Consider the following 17,270-nt stretch of genomic DNA (forward strand, 5'->3'; position numbering starts at 1 on the left):
CCTCGGCCCGGAACCCGTCCCCGCGCCCGACCCGCCGGTTGCCGGCGTTCCCGGTGCGGAGGGCGGTCCGGCCGCCCGATCCGGGCGCGCACCGCTTCCCTCTCCCGGCACCTGGTCCACGTCGCCGTCCGTGTCGTTGACGTCCGTGTCGCTGACGTTCGTGTCGCGGAACGGGATCACGTCGTCGTCCTCGGGCACGCCGCTCACGAGACCACCCCGCCACGCCTGCTCGTGGCGAGAGCGCCGCCTCGCCCCGCCGGTGCGGGCAGCACGCAGGAGGCGGCCACGCACCCGCGCCGGTCACGGCAGGGACCCGTCGATCGGCCGTTCATGAGGCAGGTCCGCCGGCCGCCGGTGGCGGTTCGACGGGCCTGCCTGGTGGTCTTTCCGTGGCGCGTTCGGAGTCGAGGGCGTCCTGCAGCAGCACGACCGCGGCCGCCTGGTCGACGACGCCGCGCTGCTTCTTCGCGCGTACGCCGCTGGCCCGCAGTCCTTGCTGCGCGGTCACCGTGGTCAGCCGCTCGTCGAACAGCCGCACCGGCGTCGGCGCCACCCGTGCCGCCAGGGCCGAGGCGAACTCCCGAGCCAGCGCGGCCGCCTGCCCCTCACGCCCCGACAGCGAGGTGGGCAACCCGACCACGACCTCGATCGCCTCGTGCTCGGCGACGATCGCGGCGATGCGGTCGAGGGTGCCCTTGCCACGTCTGACGGTTTCGACCGGCGTGGCCAGCATGCCCGAAGGGTCGCTGCGGGCCACGCCCACGCGTACGGAGCCGACGTCCACGCCGATCCGCGCACCGAATCTCATGTCGGCCGGGCTATCGGCTGACCTGGTCAGCGACGGCCTGCTCGACCAGACGCAACGCGTCGCCGATCGCCTCCGGCCGTGTGCCGCCCCCTTGCGCGACATCGTCCTTGCCGCCACCGCCACCCCCAAGAGCCTTGGCGGCGACGCCGACCAGTTGCCCGGCTTTGAGCCCCCGCTCGCGCCCCGCCTCGTTGACCGCGGCAACCACCACGGGCCTGTCGGAGGGGGCGCCGGCGATCACGATGACCGCCGGTCTGTCGGCCGGGAACCTGCCACGCACATCAAGCGCGAGCTTACGCAGATCATCAGCGCCGGTGCCATCAGGCGCGCGGTGTGTCACCACGGAGACTCCGTGCAGGTCACGAGCCTGCGCGGCCAGGTCTCCCGCGACCTGGAGCACCTGCGCGGAGCGCAGGTTCTCCAGCTCCTTCTCGGCCGTGCGCAACCGGGTGACGATGCCGTCGATGCGCTCGGGAAGCTCTTCGCGGCGCGCCTTGAGCTGCTCGGTGAGCTGGGCGACCAGCACGCTCTCTCGCGCCAGGAAACGGAAGGCGTCGATGCCGACGAGCGCCTCGACGCGGCGCACCCCGGCGCCGACGGACTGCTCGCCCAGCACCTTGACCAGGCCGAGCTGGCCGGAGCTGTGCACGTGGGTGCCGCCGCACAGCTCGCGGGAGTAGTCGCCGATCTCGACCACGCGCACCTCGTCGCCGTATTTCTCGCCGAACATCGCCAGCGCGCCCATCGCCCTGGCCTCCGCCTGGGAGGTGTAGAAGGCGTTGACCTGGAGGTCGTTGATGAGCACGGCGTTGACTTCGTCCTCGACGTCGCGCAGCACGCTCTGCGGCACCGCGCCTGAGGCGGTGAAGTCGAAGCGGAAGCGGCCGGGCGAGTTCTCCGAACCGGCCTGCGCCGCCGTCTCGCCGAGCGCGTTCTTGAAGCCGCGGTGGACGAGGTGGGTGGCGCTGTGGCTGCGCGAGATCGCACGCCGGCGCTCGACGTCGATCTCGGCCTGCGCCTCGTCACCGACCCTGAGCTCGCCCTTGCGGACCTTGCCGCGGTGCACGACGAGCCCCGCGAGCGGGGACTGCACGTCGACGACCTCGACCTCCGCGCCGCTGGTGCGGATCACGCCCTGGTCGGCGAGCTGGCCGCCGCCCTCGGCGTAGAACGGGGTGCGCGCGAGCACGACCTCGACGCTCGAACCCGCGCCCGCCACCGGCACGGGCACCCCGTCGACGATGATGCCGGCCACGTTGGTGTCGGCCTCGGTCTGGTCGTAACCGAGGAACTCGACCTTGCCAGACGCCTCGAGCAGCTGCCCGAAGACGGAGATGTCGGCGTTGCCGGTCTTCTTCAACGCCGCGTCGGCCTTGGCCGCCTGCCGCTGCTCCTTCATGAGGCGGCGGAAGCCCTCCTCGTCGACCGTGAGCCCGTGCTCGGCCGCCATCTCCAGCGTCAGGTCGATCGGGAAGCCGTAGGTGTCGTGGAGCTTGAACGCCTGCTCACCGGGGAGCGTGGTGGCCGACCTGCGCTTGGTCTCCTCGACCGCCACGTCGAAGATGGCGGTGCCGGTGCGCAGCGTGCCGAGGAAGGACGCCTCCTCGGCGTCGATGATGCCGTGGATCTGCGGCGCGTCAGCCTTGAGCTCGGGATATTGCTCGCCCATGACGTTGATCGCCACGTCGGTCAGCTCGTGCATGTAGCGGTCGTCGCCGGAACCGAGCAGGCGCAGGTTGCGCACCGTTCGCCGCAGGATGCGGCGCAGGACGTAGCCGCGGCCCTCGTTGCCGGGCAGGACGCCGTCGGCGACCAGCATGGTGCCGGTGCGCACGTGGTCGGCGATCACCCGCAGGCTGACGTCGGCGCGCTGGTCGCGCCCGTAGCGGGTCTTGGTGAGCTCGGCCGCGCGGTCGAGGATCTTGTACGTGGTGTCGATCTCGTAGAGGTTGTCGACGCCCTGCAGGATCGTCGCCATGCGCTCGAGGCCCATGCCGGTGTCGATGTTCTTCGACGGCAGCTCGCCGGCCACGTCGAAGTCGACCTTGGAACGGACCTGGCTGAGCTGATACTGCATGAACACGAGGTTCCAGACCTCGAGGTAGCGGTCCTCGTCGGCGACGGGGCCGCCCTCCTTGCCGTATTCGACGCCGCGGTCGTAGTAGATCTCCGAGCACGGGCCGCCCGGCCCCGCCACGCCCATGTGCCAGTAGTTGTCCTCAAGGCCGCGGCGCTGGATGCGCTCCTCGGGCAGGCCGACGCGGTTGCGCCACAGGTCGTACGCCTCGTCGTCGTCGTGGTAGACGGTCGCCCACAGGCGGTCCTCGGGGAAGCCGAAGCCGCCGTCGGACTCGGACCTCGTGAGCAGCTCCCACGCGAACGGGATCACTTCGGCCTTGAAGTAGTCGCCGATCGAGAAGTTGCCGAGCATCTGGAAGAAGGTGGCGTGCCGCGTGGTCTTGCCGACCTCTTCGATGTCGGGGGTGCGCACACACTTCTGCGCGGTGGCCAGCCGGGACGCCGGAGGCTTGCGCTGCCCCAGGAAGTACGGCTTGAACGGCACCATACCGGCATTCACCAGGAGAAGCGTCGGGTCCTCAGCGATCAGGCTGGCCGAGGGCACTATCTTGTGCCCACGCTCCTCGAAGAAGCGCAGGAAGCGGCGTGCGATCTCTGCCGACTCCATGGTGGCCATCCTTTGCGTTGGTTGTGGGGTTCACTTGTCGTCTTCAGCGTCGTCGAGCCCGAAGCGCGCCCGCAACTCTGTTTCGCGGCCGGCCGCCTCGCCGAGCGCGTCGGAAGTAAAGTCTCTCACCTGCCGGAGCATGCCCGCCGCGCCGTCGGCGGTGCGACGGGCGACGTGGTCGGGATGAAGCGCCTGCAGCCTGCGCATCACCCAGAAGGCGAGGAACGCGCCGAGCGAGAGGTAGAACAGCCGCCTGATCACCTCGGCCGCCTCGGTGCCGTCCCCCGGGTCGCCCCCCGGGCGGCCTGCCTGGCCGGTGTGCGGGCCTCGATGGCGCGCCGCACGCCGTAGCCGAGCGACGAGACCTTGATGAGCGGCCCGGTGAAGATGGTCTGCGTCACCGCGCTCAGCTTGGCCGCGTGGCCGCTGACCTGCTTGACGTCCCTGGCGATGGCCTCGACGGCGGCCAGCTGCCTGTTGGTCTCGTTGACCGTGACGCTCATGTCGTCGAGCAGCGGCGTCAGCCGGTTGTTGAGATCGGAGACCGCCTTGGTGGTCTCGGTGAGCAGCCTGGCGACCTTGACGAGCACCATGGCCAGCACACAGACCAGGACCATCCAGCCCGTGGCCGCGATCAGCCCGGCGACCTCTCCAGCGGTAAGCATCCGCGCATCTCCCTCGTACGCTGGGCCGGAACGGCAAGACCCTATCGCGTTCGAGCGACCACATTAGTGGGGAAAGCGACCTTGATCAGGCCGCCACGTCGGCCCCGGCACTTTCCGTGACCGCCCGCGTGAGACCGTGCCGCCCCGAGCCGGGCACGAGCCGCCGCTCCGGCATCACGCCACCGTGCACCGGCCCGTGGGCCGCCTCGCGTGGCGCCACGTGTGGCCGGGGGCCGCGGCGTGTCCCGCCGTCACTCCTGCAACCGTACATCGGCCCGGCACGCGCGCGGACCTCAGGCGCCGCGCAGGAAGGCACGGATCCTGGCCCAGCGCTCGGCCACGGGCCCCTCGGCGCCGTGCCTGGTCGGCTCGTAGTAGCGCCTGTCGCGCACCTGCTCGGGCGCGTAGTCCTGACGCACCAGGCCGTGCTCGAAGTCGTGGGGGTATTTGTAGCCGTCGCCGTGGCCCAGCTTGGCGGCGCCGGGATAGTGGGCGTCCCGCAGGTGGCCGGGCACCTGGCCGATCAGCCCCTTCCGGACGTCGCCGACCGCTGCCCCGATGGCCTTGACGACCGCGTTGGACTTCGGCGCGGTCGCGCAGTGGATGACGGCCTGGGCGAGGTTGATCTGCCCCTCGGGCAGCCCGATGAGCTGCACCGCCTGCGCGGCGGCCACCGCCGTCTGCAGGCAGGTGGGGTCGGCCATGCCGACGTCCTCGGAGGCGAAGATGACAATGCGGCGGGCGATGAAGCGCGGGTCCTCCCCGGCCTCGATCATGCGGGCGAGGTAGTGGAGCGCGGCGTCGGCGTCGGAACCGCGCATCGACTTGATGAACGCGCTGATCACGTCGTAGTGCTGGTCGCCCTGCCGGTCGTAGCGCACGGCGGCCTTGTCGACGGCCTTCTCCACCACCTCGACGGTGATGTCGTCGCCCAGCAGCGCCGCCGCCTCCAGGTAGGTCAGCGACCGGCGCGCGTCACCGCCCGCGAGGCGTACGAGATGCTCCAGGGCCTGCGGCGACAGCGTCGCGCGCCCGCCCAGGCCGCGCGGGTCGGACACCGCACGCTCCAGCACCGCGCGGACGTCGTCGTCGGTCAGGGACTCCAGGGTGAGGAGCAGCGAACGCGACAGCAGCGGCGAGATGACCGAGAAGAACGGGTTCTCCGTGGTGGCGCCGATGAAGGTGACCCAGCGGTTCTCCACGGCGGGCAGCAACGCGTCCTGCTGGGCCTTGTTGAAGCGGTGCACCTCGTCGACGAACAGGACCGTCTGCCGGCCCGTCATGCCGAGCTCGCGCCGGGCGTTGTCGATGGCCGCGCGCACGTCCTTGACGCCCGCCGACACGGCCGAGATCTCGACGAAGCGGCGCTTGGTGACGTTGGAGACCACGTAGGCGAGGGTCGTCTTGCCGGTGCCCGGCGGCCCCCACAGGAACAGCGACATGGGCGCCTCGCTCTCGACCAGGCGCCGCAGCGGGGTGCCGGAGCCGAGCAGGTGCCGCTGGCCGATCACCTCGTCGAGGGTGCGCGGGCGCATGCGCACCGCGAGCGGCTGCGGCGTGGCCTCCTCAGCCGCCGAATCGAACAGGCTGTCCACAACGCGAGGTTACAGGGTCCGCAGGGCCGGTGAGCCCGCGCGGCGGCGTTCCGCACGACGCCGTACGAACGCCGTAGAACGCCGTAGAACGCCGTACGAACCCTGCGGAACGCGGGCATGGCGAGGGCGACAAGCGTGGATCACACAGGTCGCATCCACCGGCTTTCGCCACTTACGTCCGGCACATATCGGAGGCCGGTAGCATGCGCGGAGTTGTTTGGTCATGCGTGGGCAAAAGCGAGAGGACATAGCGGTGAGCGGCGACGACCGCCAGAACGAAGAAGACCGCCAGAGAGAGCTGGCGCGGGAGCACAAGGAACGGCAGGCCAAGCGCGCCACCGACCAGACCTCCAAGGCGAGGCGGAACACCTTCCTCGGCGCGGGCGTGGCGGTGGTCGTGGTGGCGGGCGGGATCTTCGCCGGAACCACGATGGTCAACAAGGACTCCGAGGAGACCGCGGCGCAGAGCACCCCTTCCGCCAGCGCGTCCGTCACCCCTCCGGGGACGTCACCGAGCCCGACCAAGACCGGCCCGGTGACCTGCACGTACAAGCGGGACAAGTCGCTGCCGCACAAGTTCGTCGGGCTGCCGGACAAGAAGCCCAACATGAAGCTGAAGAAGATGACGGTCGCCACCAACCGCGGCAGCTTCACCGTCAACCTCATGACCGACGCGGCGCCGTGCGCGGTCAACTCGATGCGCTTCCTGGCGAAGAAGAAGTTCTACGACGACATGAAGTGCCACCGCCTCGTCACGCCCGACGTCGCCGGCGTGCACCTGCTGCAGTGCGGCGACCCGCAGGCCAAGGCCGACGGCAAGAACCCGACCGACGGCCAGGGCACCGCGGGTTACGTCTACGCCGACGAGAACGCCGAGATCCCGCTGGGCAAGGGCGTGGTGTTCATGACCCAGCCCAGCGAGGCGGCGGGCCGGAACAACAGCCAGTTCGCCATCTCACTGTCGGACGAGAACGTCCAGGTCGGCGCGGGCTACTCGGTCATCGGCATGGTCGACGAGGGCATGGACATGCTGACCGGGCTCGCCACCAGCGGGCAGGACCTGCTCCTCAACAACGCCGACATCACGGGTGACGGCGGCACCACCGCCCCCAAGAAGCCGGTGATCATCAAGAAGATCACCTTCTCCTGACCTTCTCGTGAACGTGTACGGCAGGCGTCGCCAGGCGCCTGCCGTACACGTGGGTTCGCACCTGTTACGGCCTGGGCGGCGCGTCGACGCCCGCCTCCTTGCGCTGGCCCGCCGTGATCGGCGTGGGAGCGCCCGTGAGCGGGTCGAACCCGGACGCCGTCTTCGGGAACGCGATCACGTCACGGATCGACTCGCCGCCGGACAGCAGCATGCAGATGCGGTCCCAGCCGTAGGCGATGCCTCCGTGCGGCGGCGGGCCGTACTTGAACGCCTCCAGCAGGAAGCCGAACTTGCTCTCCGCCTCCTCCTTGGAGATGCCGAGCACGTCGAACACGCGCTGCTGCATCTCGGCCCGGTGGATACGGATCGAGCCGCCACCGATCTCCATGCCGTTGCAGACCATGTCGTAGGCGTAGGCCAGCGCCTCGCCCGGGTGGTCCTGGAAGTTGTCGGCCCACTCCGGTTTGGGGCCGGTGAACGGGTGGTGCACGGCCGTCCAGCCGCCCTCGCCGTCCTCCTCGAACATGGGCGCGTCGACGACCCACAGGAACGACCACTGCGACTCGTCGATGAGGTCGCAGCGCCGGCCGACCTCCAGCCGGGCCGCGCCGAGCAGGTCGCGGGAGGCGTTCCTGGCCCCGGCGGCGAAGAAGATCGCGTCGCCGGGCCCGGCGCCCACCTTGGCGGCCAGCCCGGACAGCTCCTGCTCCGACAGGTTCTTCGCGACCGGACCGCCGAGCGTGCCGTCCTCCTGGACGAGCACGTAGGCCAGGCCCTTGGCGCCGCGCGAGCGCGCCCACTCCTGCCAGCCGTCGAGCTCCTTGCGGGTCTGCGAGGCGCCGCCCGGCATGACGACTGCGCCCACGTAGTCGGCCTGGAAGACGCGGAACGTGGTGCCGGAGAAGTATTCGGTCATCTCGACCAGTTCCTGGCCGAAGCGCAGGTCCGGCTTGTCGGAGCCGAAGCGGGCCATGGCGTCGGCGTAGGTCATGCGCGGCAGCGGCGCCGGCAGCTCGTAGCCGGCGATCTCCTTCCACAGCCGGCCGATCAGCGCCTCGCCGACCTCGATCACGTCCTCCTGGTCGACGAAGGACATCTCGACGTCGATCTGCGTGAACTCCGGCTGCCGGTCGGCCCGCAGGTCCTCGTCGCGGTAGCACTTGGCCAGCTGGTAGTAGCGCTCAAGCCCGGCCACCTGCAGCAGCTGCTTGAACAGCTGGGGCGACTGCGGCAGCGCGTACCAGTTGCCCGGCTGCAGGCGCACCGGCACCAGGAAGTCACGCGCGCCCTCGGGCGTGGAGCGGGTCAGCGTCGGCGTCTCGACGTAGACGAAGCCGAGCTCGTGCATCACCTCGTTGGCGAGGTAGGTGGCCTTCGACCGGGTGCGCATCGCCTCGGCGACCTGCTGGCGGCGGATGTCGAGGTAGCGGTGCTTGAGCCGCGCCTCCTCCGACACCCCCACGCTGCCCTCGATGGGGAACGGCAGCGGCGCCGACTCGCTGAGCACCTCGACCCGGTCGGCGACCACCTCGATCGAGCCGGTGGGCAGGTCGGGGTTCTCGTTGCCTTCGGGGCGCACCCTGACCTGGCCGACGACCTGCACGCAGTATTCGGCGCGCAGGTCGTGGGCGTGGTCCTCCTCGCGGAAGACCACCTGCGCCGAGCCGGAGGCGTCACGCAGGTCGATGAAGACGACGCCGCCGTGGTCACGGCGTCGGGCCACCCATCCTGCGAGCGTCACCTGCTGCCCGGCGTGCTCCTCACGGAGCGACCCGGCGGTATGCGTGCGGATCACTGCACTTTCCCTTCGTACGAATAGAAAAGGCGAAGGGACGGCGACGACCCCGCGGGCGCTGGCTCGCGGATCACCACACCGTCCCTTCGTACGGATAGAAAAGGCGAAGGGACGGCGGCGACCCGGCACCGGCCGAGCGGCGGATCACTGCACCTTCCCCTTCAGGACGTCGACGACCTGGGCCAGCGGCACCTCGGTCTGCTCGGCGGTGGTCAGGTTCTTCACCTGCGCGACCTCGGCGGCGAGGTCACGCTCCCCCAGGATCAGCGCGAACCCGGCGCCCGAACGGCCGGCGCCCTTCATCGCGCCCTTGAGCCCCTTGCCGCCGAAGGCCATGTCGGCGCTGACTCCCGCCACGCGCAGGTCGTTGAGGATCAGGAACATCCGGCGGCGGGCCTCGTCGCCCAGCGGGACACCGTACACCTGGACGCGGGCCTGCGCGTGGTCGGTGAGCAGCCCCTCGGCCTCCATGGCCAGGAACGTGCGGTCGACCCCGAGCGCCCACCCGACGCTGGGCAGCGGCGGGCCGTCGAGCATCTCGCTCAGCCCGTCGTAGCGCCCGCCGCCGCCCACGGCCGACTGGGAGCCGAGCCCGTCGTGGACGAACTCGAACGTGGTGCGTGTGTAGTAGTCGAGCCCGCGCACCAGCCGCGGATCGTCCTCGAACGCGATGCCGGACGCGGTCAGCAGGAAGCGGACCTCCTCGTGGTAGGCCTTGCAGGCCGCGCACAGGTGGTCGACCACCAGGGGGGCGCCGGTGAGCTGGGCCTGGACCTCGGACCGCTTGTCGTCGAGCACCCGCAGCGGGTTGATCTCGATGCGAGCCTTGGTGTCGGCGTCGAGGTCGAGGCCGCGCAGGAACTCCTGCAGCGCCGCGCGGTAGGCGGGCCGGCACGTCTTGTCGCCGAGCGAGTTGAGCAGCAGCCTGACGTTCTCGAGACCGAGCGAGGCGAACCCGCGGGCGCCGAGCACGATGAGCTCGGCGTCGAGCGCCGGGTCCTCCGAGCCGAGCGCCTCCGCGCCGACCTGCCAGAAGTGGCGGTAGCGGCCCTTCTGGGCGCGCTCGTAGCGGAACTGGCTGCCGGAATACCACAGCTTCACCGGGAGCTGGCCGGCGTGCAGGTTGTGCTGCAGCACCGCGCGCACGACGGAGGCCGTGCCCTCGGGGCGCAGGGTCAGGGAGCGACCCGCCTTGTCGGGAAAGGTGTACATCTCCTTGGAGACGATGTCGGTCGACTCGCCTACGCCCCTGGCGAACAGCTGGGTGTCCTCGAAAACAGGCGTCTCGATGTAGCCGTAACCCGCCTCGCGCAGCGGCGCGGCGAGCGCCTCGCGCACGGCGAGGATCCGCTCGGAGCGGGGAGGCAGCCAGTCGAAGGTGCCTTTCGGTGCTTGGAAGCTCATTAGATCCCTCTTGTGGGACCGGCGTGCGGCGCCGCCTCTTTCAGGTATGGGTTGACGGCACGCTCGCGGCCAATCGTTGTCTGTGGTCCGTGGCCCGGCAGGACGACCGTATCGTCCGGCAGCGGCAGACACTTGGTAGCCAGGCTGCGCAGGATCGTGGCGTAGTCGCCGCCGGGAAGGTCGGATCGGCCGATGGAGCCGGCGAACAGCAGGTCGCCCGAGAACATGATCTCGTCGCCGGGCAGCCTGAAGCTCACCGACCCCCTGGTATGGCCCGGGGTGTGGTCGACCACGAGCTCAAGGCCGGCGAGCTTCAGCACGGCGCCGTCGGACAGCTCGCGCACGTCGTCGGGCTCGCTCAGCGTCAGGCCCCCGAACAGCTGCGCGCTCGTGTCGGACCAGCCGGCGGCGGGATCGCTGAGCAGGTGGCGGTCGTCGGGGTGGATCCACGCGGGGACGTCACGCGCGCCGCAGACCGGGGCCACGGACCAGACATGGTCGAGGTGACCGTGGGTGAGCAGGACCGCGACCGGCTTGAGCCGGTGCTCGCGCAGCAGCTCGTCGACGCCGTCGGTCGCGTCCTGGCCTGGATCGACGATCACGCACTCCTCGCCGGCGGCGGGCGCGACGACGTAACAATTGGTCTGGAAGGCCCCTGCGGGGAAGCCGGCGATGAGCATCTGCCTCAGGTGATCTCGTCGAAAAGCCAATGGGAATGTAACCGAAGGGTACCGGTGCGGGTCGCCGGGCTGCGAATCATTACCCAATGGCCGATACGATTCGCCCACCTCAGTTGATTCACTATGGGAGGCAAAGCGGTGGCCACGGGGAAGGACCGGCAGAAGCAGCTGGCGCGTGAGCACTACGAGCGGCAGATGCAGCGCCGTCTCGAGCGCGAGCAGAAGGCCAAGCGCACGGCGATCATCGGCTCCACCGTGGGCGTGGTGGTCGTGGTCGGCGGCGTCGTGGCCGCGATCGCGTTCATGAGCGGAGGTGACACGCCGACGGACGCGGCCGCGTCCCCCACGGCGGCGCCCCAGGACACCGCCTCCGCGGCGGCGACCACGGGGCCCAAGCCCTACGACGCGGCGGCGGGGACGTGCGACTACGCCGCCGACACGACCGGCGGCAAGGTGAAGGACGTCGGCCTGCCGCCGAAGAAGGTGAAGACCGAACCGGCGAAGAAGACGATGACGTTCGAGACCAACCGCGGCGACATCGTGGTGGAGCTCGACAACGCCAAGGCGCCGTGCACGACCAACTCTCTCGAGCACCTCGCCGAGAAGAACTACTACGACGGGAGCAAGTGCCACCGCCTGGGCAGCCAGCAGTTCCCGATGCTCCAGTGCGGTGACCCGTTCGCGAAGGCCGACGGCAAGAGCCAGGACGGCTCGGGCGGCCCCGGCTACGTCATGGCCGAGGAGAACCTGAAGGGCGCCACGTACAAGCGGGGCGTGATGGCGATGGCCAAGACGCAGGCGCCCGGCACGACGGGCAGCCAGTTCTTCCTCGTTTTCGGGGACATAGCCCTCCCCGCGCAATACACGCCGGTGGGTACGATCACCAAAGGGCTGGACATCCTGGACAAGGTGAGCAAAGCCGGCGTCGTCGCAGACGCGGGAGACGGGACCGGAGCACCGAAGCAGAGCGTCGAAATCAAAGACGTGACAATCGCCGGCAAGAGCTGACGTAATACAAACTAGGGACGAAGTAGTCCCGAAGGGTCTGATGGAGAGTGCGGGAGGACACGGTGAGCACCGACCCGTGGGGCCGGGTAGACGACGACGGCACCGTCTACGTGCGTACGGCTGAGGGAGAGCGAGCCGTCGGGTCCTGGCAGGCCGGTGAACCCGAAGAGGCACTGGCCTACTTCCATCGCAAGTACGACGAGCTGGCCGGCCAGGTCCAGCTGCTCGAACAGCGCGTCAGGAGCACCGACCTGGCTCCGGCACAGGCCGAGGCGAGCATCGCCAAGCTGCGTGAGGCCGTCGCGGACGCCCACGCGGTCGGCGACCTGGCCGCGCTGACGGCCAGGCTCGACGGCCTGACCGAGCTGGTCGCGCAGCGCCGTGAGGAGGTCAAGGCCGCTCGCGAACAGGCGCGGGCCGAGGCCAGGGCGGTCAAGGAACGCATCGTCGCCGAGGCCGAGCGCATCGCCGACGAGACCACTCACTGGAAGTCCGGCGGTGAACGGCTGCGCCAGCTCATCGAGGAGTGGAAGGCCGCCGACCGCATCGACCGGGTCACCGAGGCCGCGCTGTGGAAGCGCCTGTCGGCCGCACGCACGGCGTTCGCCAAGCGCCGCAAGCAGTATTTCGCGGGGCTCGACGAGCAGCGCGAGGAGGTGCGCGCGGCCAAGGAGCGCATCGTCGCCGAGGCCGAGGCGCTGGCCGACTCGACCGACTGGGGCGGCACGGCGGCGATCTACCGCGACCTGATGCAGCAGTGGAAGAGCGCCGGCCGGGCATCGCGCGAGGCCGAGGACGAGCTCTGGGTCCGCTTCAAGGGCGCCCAGGACCAGTTCTTCCAGGCCCGTTCCGCCGTGTTCGCCGAGCGCGACGCCTCGCTCGCGGCCAACGCGGCGGTCAAGGAGCAGCTGCTCGCCGAGGCGGAGAAGATCCTTCCCGTCACCGACGTGCGCACGGCGAGGGGGGCGCTGCGGCACATCCTGGAGCGCTGGGAGGCCGCCGGCCCCGTGCCGCGCGACCAGCGCGACCGGCTCGAGGGCGGGCTGCGCAAGGTCGACGACGCCGTGCGCAAGGCCGAGGACGCCGAGTGGAAGCGCTCCAACCCCGAGGCCAGGGCGCGCGCCCAGAGCACGGTCGACCAGCTGCGCACCTCCATCGACCAGCTGGAGAAGCGGCTGTCCAAGGCGCAGGCCGCAGGGCGTGCCAAGGACGTCAAGGAGGCCGAGGAGGCGCTGACCGCCCGCCGGTCGTGGCTGGAGGAGGCCGAGCGCACGCTGGCCGAGTTCAGCTGAGCCGCGGCCGCTGCCGAATAGGGCGGCGCGCGCCGGCGCCTGGGATCTAGGCTGACGTCATGGATCCCGTCACCGACGCGCGCGCCCTCGTCGAGGAGATGTTCCCGGGCGCCCTGTACGCCTTCGTCGGCGGCAGCGTGCTCACCGGGCGCCGCACCAGCACGTCCGACCTCGACGTCGTGGTGGTGCTCGACGGCCTGGACACCCCCTACCGCGAGTCGCTGCGCTGGCGCGGGTGGCCGGTGGAGTTGTTCGTGCACAGCGAGACCAGCCTGCACGCCTACCTCGACAAGGACTTCGGCATGCGCAGGCCGAACCTGGCGCGCATGTGCGCCGAGGGCGCGGTGCTGGCCGACAGGACGGGCGGGCGGGCCAGCGACCTGCAGAGCGCGCTCGGCGAGCGCCTCGCGGAAGGGCCCGGCGGGCTGACGCCCGACCAGGCCGAGCAGGCCCGCTCTGTGCTGTCGGACCTCCTCGACGACCTGGCGGGGGCCGCCGACGCCGGCGAGCAGGCGTTCATCCGCTGGGAGGTGGCCCAGGAGGCCGCCAGGACCGCGCTGGGCGTGGGGCGGCACTGGCAGGGCAGCGGCAAGTGGCTGCTGCGCGAGCTGCGCGCGCACGACCCCGGACTGGCCGCCGAGCTGCTCGCCGCGCACGACGATTCCGTACGCCTGGCCGCCGTCGCCTCCGGCGTGCTGGAGCGGGCCGGAGGGCGGCTGTGGGAGGGCTGTCGAGCCGAGGGAGACCCGTTCCACCAGCCGCTGCGTCACGTGCCCGCCGGGGAGCTCACGGGCGACACGGCGCAGAGTTCCGGCATGCGCCGGCTGGCCGCCATCAGCGGCGCCACGGCCGGCTCCACGCGGTTGTGGATGGGCCAGACGCACGTCGCGCCCGCCACCCGCTCCTCCGACCACCATCACGGGGCCTCCGAGACGGCCATCTACGTGGTCAGCGGCACGCCCGCGTTCGTCTTCCTGGAGGACTCCAAGGAGGTGCGCATCGAGGCGGGCCCCGGCGACTACATCTACGTCCCGCCGTACGTGCCCCATCGCGAGGAGAACCCGGACCCGTCGCAGGAGGCCGTGGTGGTGATCGCCCGCAGCACGCAGGAGGCGATCGTCGTCAACCTGCCCGGCCTCGCCGGCTGACCGCCGCCGGCTCAGCCTCCGGCGCCGCTCACCCGGTAGACGTCGAAGACGCCCTGGATGCTGCGCACGGCCTTCAGCACGTGGCCCAGGTGCTTGGGGTCGCCCATCTCGAAGGTAAACTTGCTGACCGCCACCCGGTCGCGCGAGGTCGTCACCGAGGCGCTGAGGATGTTGACGTGCTGGTCGGAGAGCGTACGCGTGACGTCGGACAGCAGGCGCGGCCGGTCGAGCGCCTCGACCTGGATGGCCACCAGGAAGACGCTGTCGTCGCTCGGCGACCAGCTGACCTCCACCAGCCGGTCGGGCTGCGACCTGAGCTGCTGCACGTTGGTGCAGTCGCCGCGGTGCACCGAGACGCCGTGGCCGCGGGTGACGAAGCCGACGATTTCATCGCCGGGCACCGGGGTGCAGCACTTCGACAGGCGTACCCACACGTCGGCGTCGCCCGCGACGACCACGCCCGCGCCGCCACCGCCCCTGGGGCGGCCGCGCAGCCGGGTCGGCAGCGAGGTCTCGGCGATGTCCTCCTCGGCGCTGTCGACGCCGCCGATCGAGGCCACGAGCTTCTGCACGACGTTCTGGGCCGCGACGTGGCCTTCGCCCACCGCAGCGTAGAGGGCCGACACGTCGGGGTAACGCAGGTCACGGGCCAGCGCCAGCAGCGCCTCACCCGACATCAGCCGCTGCAGCGGCAGGCCCTGCTTGCGCATGGCCCGCCCGATGGCCTCCTTGCCGGCCTCGATCGCGGTCTCGCGGCGCTCCTTGGAGAACCACTGCCGGATCTTGTTGCGGGCCCGGCCCGACTTGACGAACTTCAGCCAGTCGCGCGAAGGGCCCGCGTCGGGCGACTTGGACGTGAAGATCTCCACGGTGTCGCCGTTGCCGAGCCGCGACTCCAGCGGCACCAGCCGCCCGTTGACCCGCGCGCCGATGCAGCGGTGGCCCACCTCGGTGTGCACGGCGTAGGCGAAGTCGACCGGAGTCGCCCCCTCCGGCAGCGCGATGACCTGCCCTTTCGGGGTGAAGACGTAGACCTCCGACACCGACAGGTCGAACCGCAGCGACTCGAGGAACTCACCCGGGTCGGAGGTCTCCTTCTGCCAGTCGAGGAGCTGACGCAGCCACGCCATGTCGCTGCCCGGCTTGACCTTGCCCGCAGGGCCGGGGCTGCCGACCTCCTCTTTGTACTTCCAGTGGGCGGCCACGCCGTATTCGGCCCTGTGGTGCATCGCGTGGGTGCGGATCTGCAGCTCCACCGGCTTGCCCTCGGGACCGATCACCGTCGTGTGCAGCGATTGGTACATGTTGAACTTGGGCATCGCGATGTAGTCCTTGAACCGCCCCGGCACCGGGTTCCACCGGGCGTGGATCGTGCCGAGCGCGGCATAACAGTCGCGCACGCTGTCGACCAGCACCCGAATGCCCACCAGGTCATAGATGTCGTCGAACGCCACGTCGCGGGCGATCATCTTCTGGTAGACCGAGTAGTAGTGTTTCGGCCGGCCCTTGACGACGGCGCGGATCTTCGCCTCGCGCAGGTCGCCGGAGACCTTTTCGATGACCTCCTGCAGGAACAGGTCCCTGCGCGGCGCGCGCTCCGACACCATGCGTGCGATCTCGTCGTAGCGCTTGGGATAGAGCATGGCGAAGGCGAGATCCTCGAGCTCCCACTTGATCGTGTTCATGCCCAGGCGGTGGGCCAGCGGGGCGAAGATCTCCAGTGTCTCGCGCGACTTCTGGTGGCGCTTGTGCTCGGGCAGATAGCGCATGGTGCGCATGTTGTGCAGCCGGTCGGCCAGCTTGATGATCAGCACGCGGATGTCGCGCGACATCGCGACGACCATCTTGCGCACGGTCTCGGCCTGCGCCGCGTCGCCGAACTTGACCTTGTCGAGCTTGGTCACGCCGTCGACCAGGGACGCGATCGTCTCGCCGAAGTCGCCGCGCAACTCGTCGAGGCTGTAGGCGGTGTCCTCCACCGTGTCGTGCAACAGCGCCGCGCAGAGGGTCTCGTCATCGGTGCCGAGCTCGGCCAGGATCGTCGCCACCGCCAGCGGGTGGGTGATGTAGGGGTCGCCCGACTTCCGCTTCTGGTCACGGTGGTGATAGGCCGCGACGTCGTAGGCGCGCTCGATCAGGCGCAGGTCGGCCTTGGGATGGGTGGCGCGGACCGTACGGAACAGCGGCTCCAGCACCGGATTCATGGCCCCACCCCCAAACCGCCTTCGGCGCACCGTCGTCGGCACGCCGGGCGCCTCGGCGTTGCCGGAATCGGTTACGTCGGGCGCGACCACATCACGGGGCACACAGACTCCTCACGCAATGACTCCTCACGTTCGAGTCCAGATCCCCCAAGTGTATCCAGGCAGCTGACTTGAGCAGTCGCGGGGCGGGCTCAGACGATCACGAGCGAGTGCAAGGGCACTCCCGTCAACCGCTCGCGTCCGCGCAGAAAGGCCAGCTCCATCAGCACCGCCACAGCGACGACCTCGGCTCCGGTCCTCCTCACCAGCTCCACGGTCGCCGCGGCGGTCCCACCGGTCGCCAGCACGTCGTCGATGACGAGCACCCGCTCGCCGGGCGCGAGGGCGTCACGGTGGACCTCGATGGTCGCGGAGCCGTACTCCAGATCGTAGGACTCCTCAAGGGTCTCGGCGGGCAGTTTCCCCTTCTTGCGCACCGGCACGAACCCTGCCCCCGCGCGGTACGCCACCGGAGCGGCGAGGATGAACCCGCGCGCCTCGATCCCCACGATCTTGTCCACCTGGTACAGCCCGGCCAGTTCGTCCACCACGGCGGCCATCGCCACAGGATCGGCGAGGAGGGGGGTGATGTCCTTGAACTGGATGCCCTGCTTCGGGTAGTCGGGGACGTCCCTGATGCGCTCCAGGATCAACGAGTTCAGCTCACTCATGGCATTTCCTCACATTCCTCACCAGCCGTCTGCCGCGCTCCATGATGATGCATGGCGAGCCCTGAAGGACCCTCTTCCGCCCACCGGGCACTCCTGCAGGCGCCCCGGCCTCACCCCACCCGCAC

Annotated in this window: 15 protein-coding genes; 4 read left to right on the plus strand and 11 right to left on the minus strand. The window is 70.2% G+C overall.

Annotation, left to right across the window (positions count from 1 at the left end; translation table 11 throughout):
- From GUY59_RS40815 to GUY59_RS40840, 6 genes are all read right to left on the minus strand, one after another.
- The coding region (locus GUY59_RS40815) for a hypothetical protein (RefSeq protein WP_201761943.1) at positions 1-207 on the minus strand (207 nt) is incomplete at its 3' end.
- A gap of 121 nt (positions 208-328) precedes the next feature.
- Positions 329-808, minus strand: a complete 480-nt coding sequence (gene ruvX / locus GUY59_RS40820) for a Holliday junction resolvase RuvX (RefSeq protein ID WP_132339202.1) — start codon at positions 806-808, stop codon at positions 329-331.
- A gap of 10 nt (positions 809-818) precedes the next feature.
- Positions 819-3,494 (minus strand): alanine--tRNA ligase, encoded by a 2,676-nt coding sequence (gene alaS / locus GUY59_RS40825; RefSeq protein WP_138206900.1) that lies wholly within the window; start codon positions 3,492-3,494, stop codon positions 819-821.
- 30 nt (positions 3,495-3,524) lie between these two features.
- Entirely contained in the window at positions 3,525-3,755 is a 231-nt protein-coding gene (locus GUY59_RS40830) for a hypothetical protein (RefSeq protein ID WP_138206901.1), read from the minus strand.
- Positions 3,752-4,159, minus strand: coding sequence for a DUF948 domain-containing protein (locus tag GUY59_RS40835; protein ID WP_138206902.1), 408 nt, complete (start codon positions 4,157-4,159; stop codon positions 3,752-3,754). Before GUY59_RS40835 ends, GUY59_RS40830 begins: the two co-directional genes overlap by 4 nt.
- A 293-nt stretch (positions 4,160-4,452) precedes the next feature.
- Positions 4,453-5,754: a replication-associated recombination protein A gene (locus GUY59_RS40840; RefSeq protein WP_132339210.1), complete on the minus strand. Its 1,302-nt coding sequence runs from the start codon at positions 5,752-5,754 to the stop codon at positions 4,453-4,455.
- A 253-nt stretch (positions 5,755-6,007) separates the two neighbouring features.
- On the opposite strand from GUY59_RS40840, the gene GUY59_RS40845 reads away from it, so the two are divergent.
- Entirely contained in the window at positions 6,008-6,904 is an 897-nt protein-coding gene (locus tag GUY59_RS40845) for a peptidylprolyl isomerase (protein WP_252375177.1), read from the plus strand.
- 64 nt (positions 6,905-6,968) lie between these two features.
- Here GUY59_RS40845 and aspS read toward each other — a convergent pair whose 3' ends face one another.
- From aspS to GUY59_RS40860, 3 genes are all read right to left on the minus strand, one after another.
- Positions 6,969-8,699 carry an aspartate--tRNA ligase gene (gene aspS, locus GUY59_RS40850; protein ID WP_138206906.1) on the minus strand — a complete coding sequence of 577 codons (1,731 nt, stop codon included), beginning with the start codon at positions 8,697-8,699 and terminating at the stop codon, positions 6,969-6,971.
- Positions 8,700-8,843: 144 nt separating this feature from the next.
- Positions 8,844-10,103 (minus strand): histidine--tRNA ligase, encoded by a 1,260-nt coding sequence (gene hisS, locus GUY59_RS40855; RefSeq protein ID WP_138206908.1) that lies wholly within the window; start codon positions 10,101-10,103, stop codon positions 8,844-8,846.
- Positions 10,103-10,783, minus strand: a complete 681-nt coding sequence (locus tag GUY59_RS40860; RefSeq protein ID WP_138206910.1) for an MBL fold metallo-hydrolase — start codon at positions 10,781-10,783, stop codon at positions 10,103-10,105. The genes hisS and GUY59_RS40860 overlap by 1 nt, the downstream gene beginning before the upstream one ends.
- A 138-nt stretch (positions 10,784-10,921) precedes the next feature.
- Here GUY59_RS40860 and GUY59_RS40865 point away from each other — a divergent pair, with 138 nt between their 5' ends.
- From GUY59_RS40865 to GUY59_RS49495, 3 genes are all read left to right on the plus strand, one after another.
- The gene (locus GUY59_RS40865) at positions 10,922-11,791 is read left to right on the plus strand and encodes a peptidylprolyl isomerase (protein WP_330849286.1); all 870 of its coding nucleotides are present in this window, start codon (positions 10,922-10,924) and stop codon (positions 11,789-11,791) included.
- A 62-nt stretch (positions 11,792-11,853) separates the two neighbouring features.
- Positions 11,854-13,083: a DUF349 domain-containing protein gene (locus GUY59_RS40870; RefSeq protein ID WP_138206914.1), complete on the plus strand. Its 1,230-nt coding sequence runs from the start codon at positions 11,854-11,856 to the stop codon at positions 13,081-13,083.
- 59 nt (positions 13,084-13,142) lie between these two features.
- Positions 13,143-14,231 (plus strand): cupin domain-containing protein, encoded by a 1,089-nt coding sequence (locus GUY59_RS49495; RefSeq protein ID WP_236667990.1) that lies wholly within the window; start codon positions 13,143-13,145, stop codon positions 14,229-14,231.
- An 11-nt stretch (positions 14,232-14,242) separates the two neighbouring features.
- Here the strand turns inward: GUY59_RS49495 and GUY59_RS40885 are convergent, their stop codons facing one another.
- Both GUY59_RS40885 and GUY59_RS40890 read right to left on the minus strand, forming a co-directional pair.
- Complete coding sequence (locus tag GUY59_RS40885; RefSeq protein ID WP_132339224.1) at positions 14,243-16,435, minus strand: RelA/SpoT family protein; 2,193 nt, start codon at positions 16,433-16,435, stop codon at positions 14,243-14,245.
- Between the two features lie 191 nt (positions 16,436-16,626).
- Positions 16,627-17,145 carry an adenine phosphoribosyltransferase gene (locus GUY59_RS40890; RefSeq protein WP_138206916.1) on the minus strand — a complete coding sequence of 173 codons (519 nt, stop codon included), beginning with the start codon at positions 17,143-17,145 and terminating at the stop codon, positions 16,627-16,629.
- Positions 17,146-17,270 lie beyond the last annotated feature (125 nt).

The sequence above is a fragment of the Nonomuraea sp. K271 genome (genome assembly GCF_009908215.1).
GTDB lineage: Bacteria > Actinomycetota > Actinomycetes > Streptosporangiales > Streptosporangiaceae > Nonomuraea > Nonomuraea longispora.

Coding starts and splice junctions, on each gene's coding strand:
- ruvX (WP_132339202.1), bottom strand. CDS start 808: ATGAGATTCGGTGCGCGGATCGGCGTGGACGTCGGCTCCGTACGCGTG.
- alaS (WP_138206900.1), bottom strand. CDS start 3,494: ATGGAGTCGGCAGAGATCGCACGCCGCTTCCTGCGCTTCTTCGAGGAG.
- GUY59_RS40835 (WP_138206902.1), bottom strand. CDS start 4,159: ATGCTTACCGCTGGAGAGGTCGCCGGGCTGATCGCGGCCACGGGCTGG.
- hisS (WP_138206908.1), bottom strand. CDS start 10,103: ATGAGCTTCCAAGCACCGAAAGGCACCTTCGACTGGCTGCCTCCCCGC.
- GUY59_RS40860 (WP_138206910.1), bottom strand. CDS start 10,783: ATGCTCATCGCCGGCTTCCCCGCAGGGGCCTTCCAGACCAATTGTTAC.
- GUY59_RS49495 (WP_236667990.1), top strand. CDS start 13,143: ATGGATCCCGTCACCGACGCGCGCGCCCTCGTCGAGGAGATGTTCCCG.
- GUY59_RS40885 (WP_132339224.1), bottom strand. CDS start 16,435: ATGAATCCGGTGCTGGAGCCGCTGTTCCGTACGGTCCGCGCCACCCAT.
- GUY59_RS40890 (WP_138206916.1), bottom strand. CDS start 17,145: ATGAGTGAGCTGAACTCGTTGATCCTGGAGCGCATCAGGGACGTCCCC.